The sequence below is a fragment of the Euzebya sp. genome (genome assembly GCF_964222135.1).
Classification (GTDB): domain Bacteria; phylum Actinomycetota; class Nitriliruptoria; order Euzebyales; family Euzebyaceae; genus Euzebya.
The window spans coordinates 17,009-33,222 of sequence record NZ_CAXQBR010000037.1; the positions used below are offsets into that span (position 1 = coordinate 17,009).

15 protein-coding genes are annotated in these 16,214 nt (G+C 74.1%); 12 read left to right on the plus strand and 3 right to left on the minus strand.

What is annotated here, in order from left to right; genetic code table 11:
- Positions 1-6 precede the first annotated feature (6 nt).
- A complete protein-coding gene (locus ACEQ2X_RS08900; protein WP_370325450.1) occupies positions 7-591 on the minus strand; it encodes a hypothetical protein in 585 nt (194 codons plus the stop codon).
- Positions 592-770: 179 nt separating this feature from the next.
- On the opposite strand from ACEQ2X_RS08900, the gene ACEQ2X_RS08905 reads away from it, so the two are divergent.
- From ACEQ2X_RS08905 to uppS, 4 genes are all read left to right on the plus strand, one after another.
- A complete protein-coding gene (locus tag ACEQ2X_RS08905; RefSeq protein WP_370325451.1) occupies positions 771-2,570 on the plus strand; it encodes an RNase A-like domain-containing protein in 1,800 nt (599 codons plus the stop codon).
- Positions 2,567-2,854 carry a contact-dependent growth inhibition system immunity protein gene (locus tag ACEQ2X_RS08910; protein ID WP_370325452.1) on the plus strand — a complete coding sequence of 96 codons (288 nt, stop codon included), beginning with the start codon at positions 2,567-2,569 and terminating at the stop codon, positions 2,852-2,854. Before ACEQ2X_RS08905 ends, ACEQ2X_RS08910 begins: the two co-directional genes overlap by 4 nt.
- 63 nt (positions 2,855-2,917) lie before the next feature.
- Entirely contained in the window at positions 2,918-3,652 is a 735-nt protein-coding gene (recO, locus tag ACEQ2X_RS08915; protein WP_370325453.1) for a DNA repair protein RecO, read from the plus strand.
- Positions 3,649-4,422 carry a polyprenyl diphosphate synthase gene (uppS, locus tag ACEQ2X_RS08920; RefSeq protein ID WP_370325454.1) on the plus strand — a complete coding sequence of 258 codons (774 nt, stop codon included), beginning with the start codon at positions 3,649-3,651 and terminating at the stop codon, positions 4,420-4,422. Before recO ends, uppS begins: the two co-directional genes overlap by 4 nt.
- A gap of 166 nt (positions 4,423-4,588) precedes the next feature.
- Here the strand turns inward: uppS and ACEQ2X_RS08925 are convergent, their stop codons facing one another.
- The gene (locus ACEQ2X_RS08925; protein WP_370325455.1) at positions 4,589-5,272 is read right to left on the minus strand and encodes a hypothetical protein; all 684 of its coding nucleotides are present in this window, start codon (positions 5,270-5,272) and stop codon (positions 4,589-4,591) included.
- 137 nt (positions 5,273-5,409) lie between these two features.
- Here ACEQ2X_RS08925 and ACEQ2X_RS08930 point away from each other — a divergent pair, with 137 nt between their 5' ends.
- Genes ACEQ2X_RS08930 through ACEQ2X_RS08940 form a run of 3 tightly spaced genes read left to right on the plus strand, consistent with a single transcriptional unit; the run spans position 5,410 to position 7,746 of the window.
- Positions 5,410-6,774 carry a hypothetical protein gene (locus tag ACEQ2X_RS08930; RefSeq protein WP_370325456.1) on the plus strand — a complete coding sequence of 455 codons (1,365 nt, stop codon included), beginning with the start codon at positions 5,410-5,412 and terminating at the stop codon, positions 6,772-6,774.
- A complete protein-coding gene (locus ACEQ2X_RS08935) occupies positions 6,764-7,327 on the plus strand; it encodes a hypothetical protein (RefSeq protein WP_370325457.1) in 564 nt (187 codons plus the stop codon). Before ACEQ2X_RS08930 ends, ACEQ2X_RS08935 begins: the two co-directional genes overlap by 11 nt.
- Complete coding sequence (locus ACEQ2X_RS08940) at positions 7,324-7,746, plus strand: hypothetical protein (RefSeq protein WP_370325458.1); 423 nt, start codon at positions 7,324-7,326, stop codon at positions 7,744-7,746. Before ACEQ2X_RS08935 ends, ACEQ2X_RS08940 begins: the two co-directional genes overlap by 4 nt.
- A gap of 177 nt (positions 7,747-7,923) precedes the next feature.
- On the opposite strand, the gene ACEQ2X_RS08945 is transcribed toward ACEQ2X_RS08940, so the two are convergent.
- Positions 7,924-9,402 carry a fused MFS/spermidine synthase gene (locus ACEQ2X_RS08945; protein ID WP_370325459.1) on the minus strand — a complete coding sequence of 493 codons (1,479 nt, stop codon included), beginning with the start codon at positions 9,400-9,402 and terminating at the stop codon, positions 7,924-7,926.
- Positions 9,403-9,522: 120 nt separating this feature from the next.
- On the opposite strand from ACEQ2X_RS08945, the gene ACEQ2X_RS08950 reads away from it, so the two are divergent.
- The 5 genes from ACEQ2X_RS08950 to ACEQ2X_RS08970 all read left to right on the plus strand — a co-directional run bounded on the left by ACEQ2X_RS08950 (position 9,523) and on the right by ACEQ2X_RS08970 (position 16,106).
- Positions 9,523-11,451 carry a putative bifunctional diguanylate cyclase/phosphodiesterase gene (locus ACEQ2X_RS08950; protein WP_370325460.1) on the plus strand — a complete coding sequence of 643 codons (1,929 nt, stop codon included), beginning with the start codon at positions 9,523-9,525 and terminating at the stop codon, positions 11,449-11,451.
- Between the two features lie 41 nt (positions 11,452-11,492).
- On the plus strand, positions 11,493-12,464 hold the full coding sequence (gene deoC / locus ACEQ2X_RS08955; RefSeq protein WP_370325461.1) for a deoxyribose-phosphate aldolase: 972 nt from the start codon (positions 11,493-11,495) through the stop codon (positions 12,462-12,464).
- A 10-nt stretch (positions 12,465-12,474) separates the two neighbouring features.
- On the plus strand, positions 12,475-13,911 hold the full coding sequence (locus ACEQ2X_RS08960; RefSeq protein ID WP_370325462.1) for an aldehyde dehydrogenase family protein: 1,437 nt from the start codon (positions 12,475-12,477) through the stop codon (positions 13,909-13,911).
- Complete coding sequence (locus ACEQ2X_RS08965) at positions 13,911-14,777, plus strand: aldehyde dehydrogenase (protein WP_370325463.1); 867 nt, start codon at positions 13,911-13,913, stop codon at positions 14,775-14,777. Before ACEQ2X_RS08960 ends, ACEQ2X_RS08965 begins: the two co-directional genes overlap by 1 nt.
- Positions 14,778-14,984: 207 nt before the next feature.
- On the plus strand, positions 14,985-16,106 hold the full coding sequence (locus ACEQ2X_RS08970; protein WP_370325464.1) for an amino acid ABC transporter substrate-binding protein: 1,122 nt from the start codon (positions 14,985-14,987) through the stop codon (positions 16,104-16,106).
- Positions 16,107-16,214: the final 108 nt, after the last annotated feature.

The following is a 16,214-nucleotide window of genomic DNA, read 5'->3' on the forward strand; positions in this document are numbered from 1 at the left end:
CCCGGATCAGCTGAGCCACTGCCAGCTGTCCAGCACCTGGTCGGTGAGGACGCCGAGCCACGCCTGCTCGTCGGCGGCCGGCACGGCCATCGCGACGACGTACCGCTCGCCGTCGCGGTCGGCGACCACGGTGCGGACCACGTAGGGCTCGCCATCCTCGTCCCGCGTGGTGAACGCCCAGGCCGGCTGTCCCGCCAGGTCGACGGACTCCGGCTCGGCCGCCAGCGATCGCTCGTCGCCGTACGCCGGCAGTCGCGCCGCGAGTTCGCCCGCGTCCACGACGTCGTCGAGCGGTGACTCGGCGGCGACCACATCCACCACCACGCTCCACCCCGTCGGCGCGGCCGCGGTGGGGCCGGCGACCAGCCGGTCGTCCTCCGCGGTGGGGTCGGTGCCCTCGGGCAGCACGAACCGGTAGGTGTCCCGTCCCCCGGCGGTCCCGGTCACGACCTGCCGGTCGGTCTCGCTCTGCCGCTCGACGGTGAAGGGGACCGGTTCCTCGCGGGCGCCGACGGCCGCCAGCGCCGCCAGCACCACCACGGCGCCGAGCACGGCGGCGACCACCACGCGACGTCGTCCGGGCCGAGCCATCGACGGCCATCCTCGCCGAGCGGCCGGTGGTGCGAGGTCGGACGGCTGGCCGGGGCCCACGCGCCGTGGGCCGGGGACCCAGGCGCACTGGGCCGTCCAGGACCCCGCCGAATGGGTCCGGGGACCCTCGCGCAGGGGCGCGATCTGGACGAGCCTGATGTCGTGAGGAGGCTGCTGACGTGAGGACGGTCGCCAGGGCGTGCCGTGGCGACCGCGGCCAGACCACCGTTGAGTGGCTGGGCGTCGCCGCGGTGTCGGTGGCGATCATCGTCGCGCTCATCGCGATCGCCGGCCGTCTGGGCGAGCAGATCCAGTCCGCCTCCGAGGCGGAGATCTGCCGCGCGGCGACCGACGACGACTGCGGGGGAGGGGCGGGCGGCGGTGCCGCGGACCAGGTGGCTGACGTCGACGGCTCGGGCACGGCCGGCGACGCCGTGGGCGGGGACGCCGACGGGGGCGACGCCGCGGCGGGTGCGGGGGCTGACGGCGGGTCGGCGGCGGACGGGGGTGCGGCCGCGTCCGGCGGTGGGGGCGGGGGCGACGCCGGCGGGGACGACGGTGGCGGCGGGATCGGTGGGCTGATCAGCGACATCGGCGGCGGGATCGCCGACGGGGTCGGGGCGATCGGCGGGGGCATCGCCGACGGGGTCGGGGCGATCGGTGGCGGCATCGCCGACGGCGTCGGTGCCGTGGGCGGCGTCGTGGCGGACGCCGGGTCGGCCGTGCTGGGGGTCGGCGAGGCCGCGGTCGACGGCCTCGGGACCGTCGTGGGCGGGGTGGTCGACGGCACGGGCGCCCTGCTGAACGGCTTCGTCCTCGGCGACTACGGCGGCAGCGAGGACAGCGGGGTGCTCGAGACGATCCGCGTCGGGGGGCAGATCCTCTCCGGGATCCTGATCGTCGGCGACGTCCGCGACGGGGTGCGGGCCGTGCAGCACGGCGACGAGGTCACCCTCGGCCTCATCGCCGTCGGGCTCATCCCCGGCTACGGCGACGTCATCCGCGGCGGCAGCACCGCGGCGGAGGCCGCCATCGACGGGGCCCGCGCGGTCGACGACGTCGCCGACGCGGCTGCGGACGCGGGCCGTGCCGGTGACGACGCGGTCCGGGCCGGCGACGACGCAGGCGACGCGGTCGCCGACGGGCGACGCGGCGACTTCTGCAGCTTCGGGGCGGGCACGCGGGTCGTGATGGCCGACGGCACCTCGAGGCCGATCGTGGACGTCCGCGTCGGCGACCGGGTGCTCGCCGCAGACCCGGCGGTGGACCGGTGGTCCATCCGCACGGTCACGGCCACGTGGGTCCACCACGACGTGCTCGTGGAGCTCCGGACGGACCGCGGGACGGTCGTCACGACTGCCGACCACCCGTTCTGGGACGACGTCGACGGCGACTGGGAGGCGGCGGGGACACTCGACGCCGGAGACCGGCTCCGGACGACCGGGGGCGATTCGATCGCGATCGTGGGCGTCGACGCGAGTGACCCGACGACCGCCCCCGCCCACAACCTCACCGTCTCCGGTCCGCACACCTACGCGATCGACGTCGGCGGCGCGGCGGTGCTGGTCCACAACCAGAACGGGTGCGACGCCCCGCCGGGAGGCGGTCTCGAAGGGCACGAGGGCCCCAACCCCGGGCAGGGGCACACCATCGAGCGCCACGTCGGGCGGACCGACCAGCAGCTGATCGACCGGGCGAACGGCCCGAACGCCCCGACGGCCGCCTCGACGTTCCCCGACCTCGACACCGCCAACCGGGCGGTGGGGACTGTGATCACCGAGAACCCCGACGTCGTCGCCGACATCCTGGCGTCGGGGCAGCGCCAGGCGATCGAGGCGCACCTCCCCACCACCACCGGCAGGGTCGTGCAGCGGGGCAGCGACGTCGTCGAGGAGGTCAACGGCGTGCGGGTCGTCATCCAACCCGACCCGAGCGCGCCGGCCGGCTACACGATCATCACGTCCTACCCTGTGCCGTGATCCTGCACCCCGAGCTCAGCCGCTACCTCGTCGCCTACCTCCACCCGGACTGGGACGCGGAGTTCTCGACCGTCGACGCCGCGTTCGACGCGTTCCTCGACGACATCGGCCCCGAGGAGCGGGCCGCGGTGGCCGGCTCCCTGGACGACGCCGTCGCCGCGGGCGACGAGGCGATCGCCGAGGAGGTGCGCGACCTCGGGTGTGGGTGGTGGCCCGGCGACGACGCCGGCGCGCACGTCCGGTGGTTCGTGCGGATGCGGGACGCCGCCCGGGCGCGCAGCTGACGGCCGTTCGCCGGGCGCCAGCCCTGCACGGCGCCGCCGCGCCCCGCACGTAGCCTTCGGGACGTGGCCCACTACCTGTCCGACGGGATCGTGCTGCGCACCTACAAGCTGGGTGAGACCGACCGGATCCTGCACGTCCTCGACCCCAACCGCGGCAAGGTCCGCTGCGTCGCGAAGGGGGTCCGCAAGCCCGGGTCGCGCTTCGGCGGGCGCCTCGAGCCCTACGGCCACGTGCACCTCCAGCTCTACGAGGGCCGGTCCCTCGACACCATCACCGCCGCGGAGCTGATCGAGGCGCACGAGGGGGTCCGGGCGGACTGGGTCGCCTCCGCCTGCGCGGCCACGATGGCCGAGGCGTGCGACCACCTCGCGCAGGAGGGGGAGCGGGCGACGGCGATGTTCCTCCTGCTCAAGGACGCCCTCGGCGTGCTGGCCGCGGGACCGGAACGGCCCGCCGCCGTCCTCGACGCCTTCCTCATGCGCCTGGCGGTCCTCGAGGGCTTCCGCCCCTCCCTCGACGCCTGCACCACCTGCGGGTCGACCGACGACATCGCGTCCTTCGCGGTCGGCTCCGGCGGGGTGCTGTGCAGCCGGGACACCCCCGCGGGTCTGCAGCGCCTGGCCCCCGACGTCCACGCCGGGTTGCGGCTGGTCACCGAGGGCAGCTGGGCCGAGGTCGCGCGCGGCACCGAGCCGCTGCCGCGCAGCGTCGGCGCCCTCGTCCGGGCGTACCTGACCTACCACCTCGCCACCGACCTGAGGGCCTGGGCCGCGGTGCCGCGAGGTGCCGGGACATGACCGGGGCGGCGATCCCGGATCCGGCGATCCCGGATCCGACGGCCCCGGATCCGTCGGTCCTGGCCGAGCGCGGCGTCCCCGCGCACGTCGGTGTGATCATGGACGGCAACGGCCGCTGGGCGAAGCAGCGCGGCCTGCCTCGCACCGAAGGCCACACCAAGGGGGAGGAGGCGCTGTTCGACGCCGTCGAGGGCGCCCTCGAGGTCGGGTTGCGCTGGCTGACGGTGTACGCGTTCTCGACGGAGAACTGGCGGCGCCCCCAGCCCGAGGTCCGGTTCATCATGTGGTTCAACCGGGACCTGCTGACCCGGCGGGCCGACGAGCTGCACGAGCGCGGCGTGCGGGTGCGCTTCATCGGCCGGAAGGTCGCGCCGATCCCCAGGAGCCTCCTGCGGATCATGGACCGGACCGAGCAGCTGACGGCGCAGAACACCCGCATGACCCTGCAGATCGCGTTCAACTACGGCGGGCGGGCCGAGCTGGTCGACGCCGCACGGGCCCTGGCCGCCGACGTGGCGGCCGGCCGGGTCGACCCCGACGACGTCGACGAGGCCGCCCTCGGGGCGCGCCTCTACGGACCGGACGCCCCCGACGTCGACCTGATGGTCCGCACGTCCGGTGAGCGCCGCCTCAGCAACTTCCTCCTGTGGGAGGCCGCCTACGCCGAGCTGGTCTTCGACCCGGTGCTGTGGCCGGACTTCCGGCGGACGCACCTGTTCGCCGCGATCGACGAGTTCCAACGGCGCACCCGCCGCTTCGGCGCCGTCTGACGCGCGCGGTCAGTCCAGCCTCCCCCCACAGATCGACTCCACGATCCCACCGATCGACTCCGCGTGCGTGCGCTCCACGGCCCTGAGCTGGGACGACGCCCACGGATCTGCCTGCACCGGGGGCTCCAGGCCGGTCTGCGGAGTCGATTCGTGGGCGGCGTGGGGGTCAGCCCAGCAGCGCGGCGGCGGACACGCCGAGGAGGCCGAGCCCGATCAGGCCGGCGATGACCGAGATCGCCCCTGCCCCCGCCCGCCGGCCCGCGTGGCCGGCGGTGTTGATCCCGACGACGCCGTCGGGTGCGGCGGTCAGCCACGTCTCGCCGCCCCGGCGCTGCAGCACCCCGCGGACCCACACCTGGTCCCCCGGCACCAGGACGCCCTCGCTGACGACCCGCGACCCGAACGCCTGCGGCCGCAGCTGCTGCGACCGGCCGTCGAGCACCAGCTCGCGCGCCGTGCTGGCCTGGTCGCGCGCGACCACGTCCAGGCCGCTCTGCATGCGCGCGGCGGCGACGTCGACGAGGACGGGCCCGTCGGCGGTGCGGATCGTGATGGGCGCGGCCGACGGCTGGTCGACATCGACCTCGCGCCGCAGGAACGGATGGGTCGGCGAGCGGCGCACCCGCACCACCCGGACGTGCCAGAACGCCGCCGGCCGCTGCTGCAGCGGGCTGGACAGCCGCTGGCCGTCGACGACGGTCCCCTCGACCTCCACGACCCCACCGTCCGCCGTGGCGGTCAGGGGGCGGGCCTCGCCCCCGGCCCGGACGATGCCGACCAGCCCCCGGACGGCGAACACCACCAGGTAGAGGCCGACCGCGCCGGCGAGGGCTGCCGACAGCTCGCTCACGGTCTGCTCCCCGATGCCATCGCCGGAGACCGTACCGCCACACCCCCGGGGGCCCAGGCGGATTGGGTCCCCCGGGGCCGCCGAATTGGGTCCGCGGGCCCTTCCGGCCGCTCCCGCCGCTCCATACGGTCAGGCGCATGGGACACCCACCGCGCGGGATCGCCCGGTTCCGCCTCGGCCGGGACGAGGGCCAGTCGACGATCGAGTGGCTTGGCATCGCCGCGGTCGTGGTGGGGATCGTGGTGGCCCTGGCGCTGCTGGCACCCACATCCGGCGGGCGGATCGGCCAGGCGCTCGAGTGCCTGGTCGTGCAGGTCACCGGCGACGGGGCGTGCGAGGGCGGCGTCGCCCGGGGTGCGCCCGAGCGCGCGTGCACGACCTCGGTGGCGTCCGGCGAGATCTCGGGTGACGTCCGCGTCACGTTCATCAACGCCGGCGCCGGCAAGCTGGTCCGGATCCGCCACACCTCAGACGGCGAGATCCACGTGACGTTCGTCGACTCGGGGTCGCTCGGGGTGTCGGCGGAGGCCGGCGCCGAGGGATCGGTGACGGTGGGGGACAACGAGGTCGGGCTGGGGGCGAACGCCTCGATCGGCGGGTCCCTCGACGGGGAGGTCGGCGACACCGTCAGCTTCGACGACCCCGACGACGCGCGGGAGTACATCATCGACCGGGTCGCCGACGAGGCGATCGAGTCCCTCCCACCGGGCGTCGAGCAGGTGGCCGGCATCGGCAAGGACCTGATCGGCGGGATCCTCGGCCACGACGCCCCCGACGGCACGCCGGAGTCGACCCACGGCGCGATCGACATCGGCATCGACGGCGAGGCCAGCGCCACGGCGGGACCCGCCAGCGCCGGGATCGAGGCGGCGATCGGGGCGGGCGCGCGGGTCGAGCAGAAGGCCGACGGCAGCCGCACCGTGCGCATCAGCGCGTCGGCGGAGGCCGCGGCGGCGCTCGGCATCCCGGTCGCGCTCGACGTCGGCGCGTCCGGCAGGACCGAGGTCCGCCTCGAGCTCGACATCGCCGCGGACGGCACGCCGACGACCGGGCGGGTGGTCGCCATCACCGAGGGCGGCGTGGACGACCAGATCCTCCCCGACGTCGACAGCTTCGGCGACCTGGTCAACCAGGTCACCACCGACATCCCGGGAGGGGAGGGGCAGCGGACCGTGATCACCGGCGAGCTCGACCTGACCGATCCCGCCCTGGCCGAGGCGTTCGGCGACGTGCTGGCAGCCGCCGGCGACGTCGACGTGGACGGGGTGGTCGAGGCGGGGGAGGAGGTGGTCGACGCCGTGGCGGACGCCGGCACGCTGTCGGTCGAGACCTACGACATCACCCGCAACTCCCTCGAGGCGGGCGCCGAGGTCAACCTCGGCATCGGCCTGGGCGCGAGCGGCGGCGGCACGCTCGAGACCGCCACGCTCACCGAAGCGCTGTACCTCGACCCGCTGACTGGGCAGCTGGTCCCGTGGGAAGGGTGCCTCGGTGGCTCCTGATCCCCGTCGTCCCGCCCGCCGCGTCCCGCTGACCGCCGTGCTGGTCCTCGTCGTCCTGGTGACCGCCCTCGCCGGGTGCACCGGTGACGACGGAGCCGCCGCAGCCGACCTGACCGCGCACGAGCGCGACGAGTTCACGTTCGGCACCCCATCGGGGTGGGAGGTGCGGACCGACGAGCCGGAGGAGATCGAGGTCGTCGGCACCGACCAGGTCGGCGACTCGATCGAGGCCGTCACGGGCAAGGTCGGGAACTACGAGGGCGACGGCGTCCGCCTGGCCGCTCAGGGCGCCCTCGACGTGTTCCGCGTCGCCGTCGACGACCACGAGTTCACCGACGAGCGCGACGTCGACGTCACCGGGGCGGACGAGGGGATCCTGTTCGAGTCGACCTACGCCTCGGCCACCCTCGACGAGCGGATCCGGCAGTGGGACGTCTTCGCGACCGCCGAGGGGTCGAGCCGCGTCGTGTACCTGTCGCTCAAGGCGCCCGAGTCGATCTTCGACGAGACCGAGATGACCGCCGTGCTCGACTCGCTCGAGGTGACCCTGTGACCGCGAGCTCGCGCGGGGGCAGGCAGCTCTCCGCAGACGGGCGGTCGGCGCTCGTGGCCGTCGGCGTCGGGGCGGCTGTGACCGTCGGCGCGCTGGTGGTGGCCGGCCTGGTGATCGGCGTCGTCGCCGTCGTCGGGTCGCCGGGGGCGGTGCGGCTGGTGTCGCTGCTGCTGATGGCGCTGGTACCGGCCGCCGGGGTGCTGGTCGCCAGCCGGATCGCGGCGCGCGCGGTCGGCCACGGGGTGCCGGCCGCGGCGGTCGGCTTCGTCGGCCCCATGGCCGTCGTGGTCGTCATCGCCCTGCTCGGGCTCCTCGCGGACGACACCGCAGCATCCACCGCCGTCGCCAGCCCGGTGGTCGGCACGCTCCTCGCCGCCGCTGTGGCCGCACTCCGCCGACCGGACCGCACCCCGGCGTAGGGGCCGCCCGGAGGGTCCGCCCGTCGTTCGCCCGTGGGGCGATGGCGCGCGTCTCAGGATCGGCTTCGGCCCCGTCGTTCGCCCGCGGGGCGATGGCGGGGACGTCGCCGGCCGTTGCCAACCCCGCGAGGCGCCCGTGGTGCGATGGCGGGCACTCCGGGACCCGCCCTGCCGCCCCTACGTCAGCGGCGTCAGCAGCTGGTCGACCGGGGCGTGGTCGTCGGTCAGCACCTCGGCGCCGTCGATGAACGCCGCGACCTCGTCTGGAGCGGTGATCACGACGTCGTCGTCGCCGCGCTCGACGGCGCGGGACCGGATGTCCTCGGCCGGGATCGGGGCGTCCGAGCCCACCATCACGAAGTTCCCGCCCTCCTGGCCGCTGATCCGCTCGGGCGGCGCGATCACCGCCACGTGCGCGAACACGTCCCGCAACGTCGCCGCCTCCGCCCGGGCGAACCCGAGGTCCCCGTAGTCGATCAGGTTGATGGCGTAGACGCCGTCGTCGACCATCACCCGTCGGACGTCGGCGACCAGCTCGCGGGTGGTCAGGTGCCAGGGCACCGCCTGCCCGCCGAAGGCGTCGCCGATCACGAGGTCGTAGGCGCCGTCGGGCTCGTCGGCCACCGCGATGCGGGCGTCGCCGGTCCGGACCTCGAGGTCATCGGACAGCTCGAGGCCCAGCTCGTCGACGGCGAGGTCGACGAGGGCGGGGTCGAGCTCGAGCACCTTCGAGTACGTCCCCGGCCGGGTCGCCTCCAGGTACTGCGGCAGGCTGAACCCGCCGCCGCCGATGTGCAGCACGTCGAGCGGCGCACCCGCCGGCGCGACGGCCTCGAGCACGTCCGACAGCGCCTGGGCGTAGGTGAACTCGAGGTGCGTGGGGTCCTCGAGGTCCACGTAGGAGTGCCGCAGCGTGTCGAGGATCAGGAGCCGCCCTGACGGCCGGTCCGGATCGACCTCGACACGGGCGCAGAAGTACGCGCTCTCGAGCTCGCACCGGCCCGGCAACACCGCTCCGAGCGCTCCCGTCGCCAGGGCCAGGACCACGGCGGCGGCGACCACCGACCGGCTGTCCGGCGTCCGCGGGAACCAGAGCCACGCGACGATGCCGGCGACGATCATGAGCCCGCCGACCCCGTAGATGATCGCCGGCGACGGCAGCGCCGCGACGAAGAGGAAGCCCGCGGCGAAGGTGCCGAAGAGCCCGCCCGCGGTGCCGAGGGCGGACAGCCAACCGACGACCGACCCCGTCTCGTCCAGGCTCGAGAGCTGGATCTTCACGACCATGGGCGTCACGGCGGACAGCACCGCGGAGGGCAGGAAGAACCCGATGGCGGTCAACACGACGATGGCGATCGGCCCCGCCCCGAGCCCGGCGGAGCCGACCAGCCGGATGAGGGGGAGGGACGCGACGGCGAGCGCCCCGCCGAGCACCATCGTCGGTCCGAGCAGCTTCCGCGGGTTCACCCGGTCGGCCAGCCGGCCGCCGTACCAGGTGCCGAACGCGATGCCGGCCAGGACCACGCCGATGATCCCGGTGAAGGTCTCGAGGGTCACGCCGACGTAGGGGGCCAGCAGGCGCCCGGCGACGATCTCGAGGACCAGGACGGCGGCGGACGTGGTGAAGACCAGGGCGCTGGCGATCAGGGGCGGCATCCGGCGAGATGGTACGGAGACCTGCGCGGGACGGCAGAGACGTGGGAGCCTGGTGGCGATGCACGCAGTCACATCGCCACGCCCCGGGCCTGCCCTGGCACCCGGGTCGGAGCCGACCCGATGACCGGACCGACGCCCGACGGGACCGCCGACGCGGACCGTCGCTCCCGCCTGCCCCTCCGACTCGCCGTCGCCGTCGGCGTCCTCCTCGTCGTCTGCGGCCTCGGCAGCCTGGCCATCACCGCGGTCACGACCGGGACGACCGCGGGGGAGTGGTGGCTGCGCGCCGGGTTCGCGATCGCGCTGGCCGGCGCCGGGACCCTCGCGGCCTACCTGGCGACCCGCCCGGCCGCGGAGCGGATCCGTCGCCTGTCGGTCCAGGCCGCCGGGGCCGACGCGCGCCTGCGCGCCGGCTTCCAGGGCAGTCCCGCGGCGATGGCGATCACCGACGCGGACGGGACCATCGTCGAGGCCAACGACGCCTACGCCGCCCTCGTCGGGGTCGAGGACACCGCGCTGGTGGTCGGGGCGCGTTGGCTCGACCACATCCACCCCGACGACCAGCCGCGCTGCCAGGCCGCCCTCACCGCGTCGGGGCCGGTCGAGCCCGAGACGGTGCGCTACGTGCGGGTCACCGGTGAGGTGGCCCACGTCATGCAGACGTGGGTGGCGGTGACCGGCGACGGTGGGCAGCGGCTGTGCTTCCTGCAGGGCACCGACGTCTCCGAGGCCCGGCGGGCCACCGAGACCCTCCAGCGCCTGGCGTTCACCGACCTGCTGACCGGGTTGCCGAACCGAGCGGCGCTCGAGGAGCGGCTGGCGGAGATCGCCGAGCGCGTGGATCCGACCCGGATGGCGGGCATGGCGGTCCTCGACCTCGACCGGTTCAAGCTGATCAACGACAGCCTCGGCCACCACGAGGGCGACCGGGTCCTGCGAGCGGTCGGCAAGCGGTTGCGCGGGGCGGTGCCCGACGGCGCGCTCGTGTCGCGCACCGGCGGGGACGAGTTCGCCGTCGTGGTGCCCGACATCCCGGACCGCGAAGCCCTCGGCGTGCTGGCCGAGCGTCTGATCGCCGTGCTGGAGGAGCCCATCGCGAGGGGCGGTCGCCGGTTCTACGTCAGCGCCAGCATCGGCCTCGCCGTCGCGGAGGTGCCCCACGCCGTCGACTCCCTGGGCGCCCACGCCGACGCCGCCGCCTACGCGGCCAAGGCCAGCGGCCGGCGGCGCTGGATGATGTTCGACGCGACCATGGCGCAGGCGGCCAACGAGCGGCTCGAGCTCGAGAACGACCTCCGCGACGCCCTCGGGACCGGTCAGCTCGAGGTGCACTACCAGCCGATCGTGGACAGCGGCGCGCGGCGCCTGTCCGGTCTGGAGGCCCTCGTCCGCTGGCGCCACCCCCGCCGCGGCCTGCTCGGACCCGACGCGTTCATCGGGCTGGCCGAGGACACCGGTCTGATCGGGCTGCTCGGCGGCGAGGTCCTCGACACCGCGCTGGCCGACCTGACGCGGCTGGCCGAGATCGACTCCGTCGAGCACGGCTGGACGGTCTCGGTGAACGTCAGCGTCGCCCAGCTGCGCCACCCCGAGTTCGTCGCCGAGGTCGACCAGCGCCTCCGCCGCCAGGGCGTCGAGCCCGGGCGGCTCGTCCTCGAGGTGACCGAGTCGATGCTGGTCGAGGACGACGTGATCGGGCGCCTCCAGGACCTGCGCCACCTCGGGGTCCAGATCGCCCTCGACGACTTCGGGACCGGGTACACGGGTGTCGCCTACCTCTCACGGGTCGGCGTCGACGTCCTGAAGGTGGACCGCGAGATCGTCCGGCGCGCCCACGACCCGCGCGGCTACGCGGTCCTCCGGGCGATCAGCCAGCTCGGCCGGGCGCTCGGCATGCGGGTCGTCGCCGAGGGGATCGAGGACGAGCGCGACGCCGGCGTGGCCGCCGAGTCCGGGTGCGACCGGCTCCAGGGCTTCGCGATCGCCCGGCCCGTGCCCGTGGCGGACGTGGCGACCCGGATCCTCCCGGAGCTCGCACCGCCCCGCTGAGCAGCCCCCGCCGGGCACCCGCGGGTAGAGTGCGGTGGGCGATGCGCACCGATGTCACGACCCGACCGCCCGGCCTGGAGGACATGCCCGGCCCGGGGGCGAGCGATGCCACCCTGACCCGCTTCCTCCACGGCCTCCCCGGCGTCGACCAGGTCGGTGCCGAGGGCCGCGCCGCCCAGCTCGCGACCCGGTCCATCAAGGACGGGTCGAAGGACTGGGCCCTCGACACGATCGTCCGGATGACGGACCTCACGACCCTCGAGGGCGCCGACACCCCCGGCAAGGTCCGCGCCCTCGCGCGGAAGGGCATCACGCCCGACCCCGACGACCCGACCTGCCCGCCGGTCGCCGCGATCTGCGTCTACCCGGACATGGTCGCCGACGTCGCGGCGGTCACCGCCGGCACCGGCGTCGCGGTCGCCGCAGTCGCCACCGCGTTCCCGGCGGGCCGGGCGGCGCTCGACGTGAAGCTGTCCGACACCCGCCAGGCGGTCGCCGACGGCGCCGACGAGATCGACATGGTCATCGACCGCGGGGCGTTCCTGTCAGGCCGGTACGCGAAGGTCCTCGACGAGGTCGTCGCGGTGAAGGAGGCATGCGGCCCCTCCGCCCACCTCAAGGTCATCCTCGAGACCGGCGAGCTCGCGACCCTCGACAACGTCCGCCGGGCCAGCGTCCTCGCCATGATCGGCGGGGCGGACTTCATCAAGACCTCCACCGGCAAGGTGAACCCCGCGTCGACGCGACCGGTCACGTTGGTCATGCTGCAGGCCGTCGTCGACTTCCACGCGGCCACCGGGCGGGCGGTCGGCGTCAAGTCCGCCGGCGGCATCCGCACCTCGAAGGACGCGATCCGGTACCTCGTCATGGTCAACGAGACCGCGGGGGAGGGGTGGCTCACGCCCGACCGGTTCCGCTTCGGCGCCTCGAGCCTCCTCAACGACGTCCTGCTGCAGCGCCGCCGTCGCCGCTCCGGCGTCTACGAGGGTCCCGACTACGTCACCATCGACTGAGGAGCGGACCATGCCCGCCTTCGACTACGCCCCCGCGCCGCAGGCCGCCGACGTCGTGCAGATCAGGTCGTCCTACGGCCTGTTCATCGACGGCGAGTTCACCGAGGCCACCGGAGGCGCCCGGAAGACCGTCAACCCAGCCACCGAGGAGGTGCTCGCCGAGGTCGGCGACGCGTCCCCGGCTGACGTCGATCGTGCCGTCGCCGCGGCGCGACGCGCCCAGCAGCGGGTGTGGGGGCCGATGCCCGGTGCCGAGCGGGCCAAGTACCTGTACCGGATCGCCCGGCTGATCGCCGAGCGCAGCCGCGAGCTGGCCGTGCTCGAGACCCTCGACAACGGCAAGCCGATCCGCGAGTCGCGGGACTCCGACCTGCCCACGGTCGCCGCGCACGTCTTCTACTACGCCGGCTGGGCCGACAAGCTCGGCTACGCCGGCTACGGCCCCGACCCGAAGCCCCTCGGCGTCGCCGGCCAGATCATCCCCTGGAACTTCCCGCTGCTCATGGCCGCGTGGAAGATCGCCCCGGCTCTCGCCACCGGCAACACCGTCGTCCTCAAGCCCGCCGAGACGACCCCGCTGACCGCTCTCCACCTGGCCGAGATCCTGCAGCAGGCCGACCTGCCGCCGGGCGTGGTGAACATCGTCACCGGGGCCGGCGAGACCGGCGCCGCGCTGGTGGACGCCGACGTCGACAAGATCGCCTTCACCGGCTCGACCGAGGTCGGCAAGGCGATCCAGCGCCAGGTCGCCGGCAGCGGCAAGGCCCTCACCCTCGAGCTCGGCGGCAAGGCGGCCAACATCGTCTTCGACGACGCCCCCCTCGACCAGGCGGTGGAGGGGATCGTCAACGGCATCTTCTTCAACCAGGGCCACGTGTGCTGCGCCGGCAGCCGCCTGCTCGTCCAGGAGACCGTCGCCGACGCGCTGCTCGAGCGGCTGAAGGCCCGCATGGCGACGATGCGCCTGGGGGACCCGCTCGACAAGAACACCGACATCGGGGCGGTGAACTCCGCGGAGCAGCTCGAGCGGATCACCACCCTGGCCGCCGCCGGCGACGCCGAGGGGGCCGAGCGCTGGTCACCCGCCTGCGACCTGCCCGACCGCGGGTTCTGGTTCCCGCCGACGGTCTTCTCCGGCGCCAGCCAGGCCATGCGGATCGCCCGGGAGGAGATCTTCGGGCCGGTCCTGACCACCCTCACCTTCCGGACCCCCGACGAGGCGGTCGCCAAGGCCAACAACACGCCCTACGGCCTGTCCGCCGGCGTGTGGACCGAGAAGGGCAGCCGGATCCTGTGGATGGCCCAGCGCCTCCGCGCCGGCGTCGTGTGGTCCAACACCTTCAACCGGTTCGACCCGACCAGCCCCTTCGGCGGCTACAAGGAGTCCGGCTTCGGGCGTGAGGGCGGCCGCCAGGGGCTCGCCCCCTACCTGCGAGGAGCGCACTGATGGCCGGCCGGCTGGACGTCAAGAAGACCTACAAGCTCTACGTGGGCGGGGCGTTCCCTCGGTCGGAGTCCGGGCGGACCTACGTCGTCACCGACACCGCCGGCGGGTTCCTCGCCAACGCGGCGCAGGCCAGCCGGAAGGACGTGCGCGACGCGGTCGTGGCCGCCCGGGGCGCGTTCGGCGGGTGGTCCGCGCGGACCGCGTACAACCGCGGGCAGATCCTCTACCGGGTCGCCGAGGTCCTCGAGGGCCGCCGAGACCAGCTCGCCGCCGAGGTGGCGGCGGGGGAGGGGCTGACGCCGAAGAAGGCGATGGCCGAGGTCGAGGCCGCCGTGGACCGCTGGGTCTGGTACGCGGGGTGGACCGACAAGATCGCCCAGGTCATGGGATCGGCGAACCCCGTCGCCGGCCCGTACTTCAACCTCTCCACCCCCGAGCCCACCGGCGTGGTCGCCGTCATCGCGCCGCAGGACTCGAGCCTCCTCGGCCTCGTCAGCACGCTCGCCCCCGCCCTGGCGGGCGGGAACACCGTCGTGGCCGTCGCGAGCGAGGCCCGTCCGCTGCCCGCCGTCACCCTCACCGAGGTGCTCCACACCTCCGACGTGCCGGGTGGCGTGGTCAACCTGCTCACGGGCCGGACGGCGGAGCTGGCGCCGGTCCTCGCCAGCCACATGGACGTCAACGCCATCGACCTGGTCGGCGCGGACCCGGCGGCGGCTGCGGACCTCGAGATCGCGGCCGCCGGAAGCACCAAGCGGATCGTGTGCCGCGCGGGCGCCGCGGAGACGTGGCATGATGCGCCGACGCTCCAGCGGGTGGAGTCGGTCATGGAGATCAAGACCGTGTGGCACCCCATGGGTGTGTAGCCAGCGGCTGGTACCACCTCGCAACGGAGCCGTAACCGAGACCCACTACAACGGTAGTGGACATCGAAGTGGCCGGAGCTTACGCTCCGCTGATCTGGTCCGGGCGGTGACCTGTCTGACGTTCTCACGTCGGTCGTGGTGGCGTTCCCATCGATCAGACAACCCATACCGCAATCCGAAGGGAACGAAGTGCGCATCAAGACCTGGATGGTTCTGCTGCTCGCCCTGGCGCTGTTCGGCGCCGCGTGCACGTCCGGTGACGACGAGGGGTCCGACGACGCGACGGAGAGCTCTGACAGCGGCGACGAGGCGACGCCCGACGACGAGGCCGCCGCGGCCGACGAGGGGTCGGAGGAGGACGTCGCCGCCGCCACGGGCGCGGAGGGCTCCACCCTCCAGGCAGTCCAGGACGCCGGCGTCCTGCGCTGCGGGGTCAACGGACAGTTGAACGGCTTCAGCCTCAACGAGGGCGGCGAGTACAGCGGCCTCGACGTGGACTACTGCCGCGGCGTCGCCGCCGCGATCCTGGGTGACCCGGACGCGGTCGAGTACGTCGACCTGACCGCGGAGACCCGCTTCACCGCCCTGCAGTCCGGCGAGGTCGACGTCCTGATCCGCAACGGCACCTGGTCCGCCGCCCGCGACGGCGAGCTCGGCCTGGACTGGACCGTCACGGCCTACTACGACGGCCAGGGCATGCTCGTGAACGACGACGACCCGGCCCAGTCGGTCGCCGACATGGACGGCTACCTGATCTGCGTCCAGACCGGTACCACCACCGAGCTGAACCTGGAGACCTACTTCGCCAACCTCGGCATCTCCTACGAGCCGGTCAACGTCGTCGACGAGGCCGCGGTCACCGAGAACTTCTCCTCCGGCGCCTGCGACGCCTACACCACGGACCGCTCCGGCCTCGCGTCCTTCGCCGCCACCTACACCGGCGGTGAGATCCGGATCCTCGAGGACGTCATGTCCAAGGAGCCGCTCGGCCCGGCCACCCGCGAAGGCGACGAGGACTTCTTCGACGTCGTGCAGTGGGTCGTCTTCGCCACCTTCCAGGCGGAGGAGTTCGGCATCGACTCGACGAACGTCGCGTCCTTCGACGCCGGCGACAACGCCGACATCGCGCGCTTCCTCGGCCAGGAGGAGGGCCAGACGGTCGGCACCGGCCTCGGCTTCCCGGACGAGGAGTGGGCCGTCCGCGTCATCGAGGCGATCGGCAACTACCAGGAGATCTTCGACCGCAACATCGTCCCGATCGGGCTCGACGAGGGTCTCAACCAGCTGTGGACCGAGGGCGGTCTGCACTACCCGCCGCCCTACCGCTAGGAGAGGCTCCGGTCCGGGGCGGCCGGTGACGTCCGCCCCGGACGCGGCTGGGGCGGGTTGACGCAGGCGCCACACCGCCGCCCCACCCACCCGGAGCGCCCGTGGCAA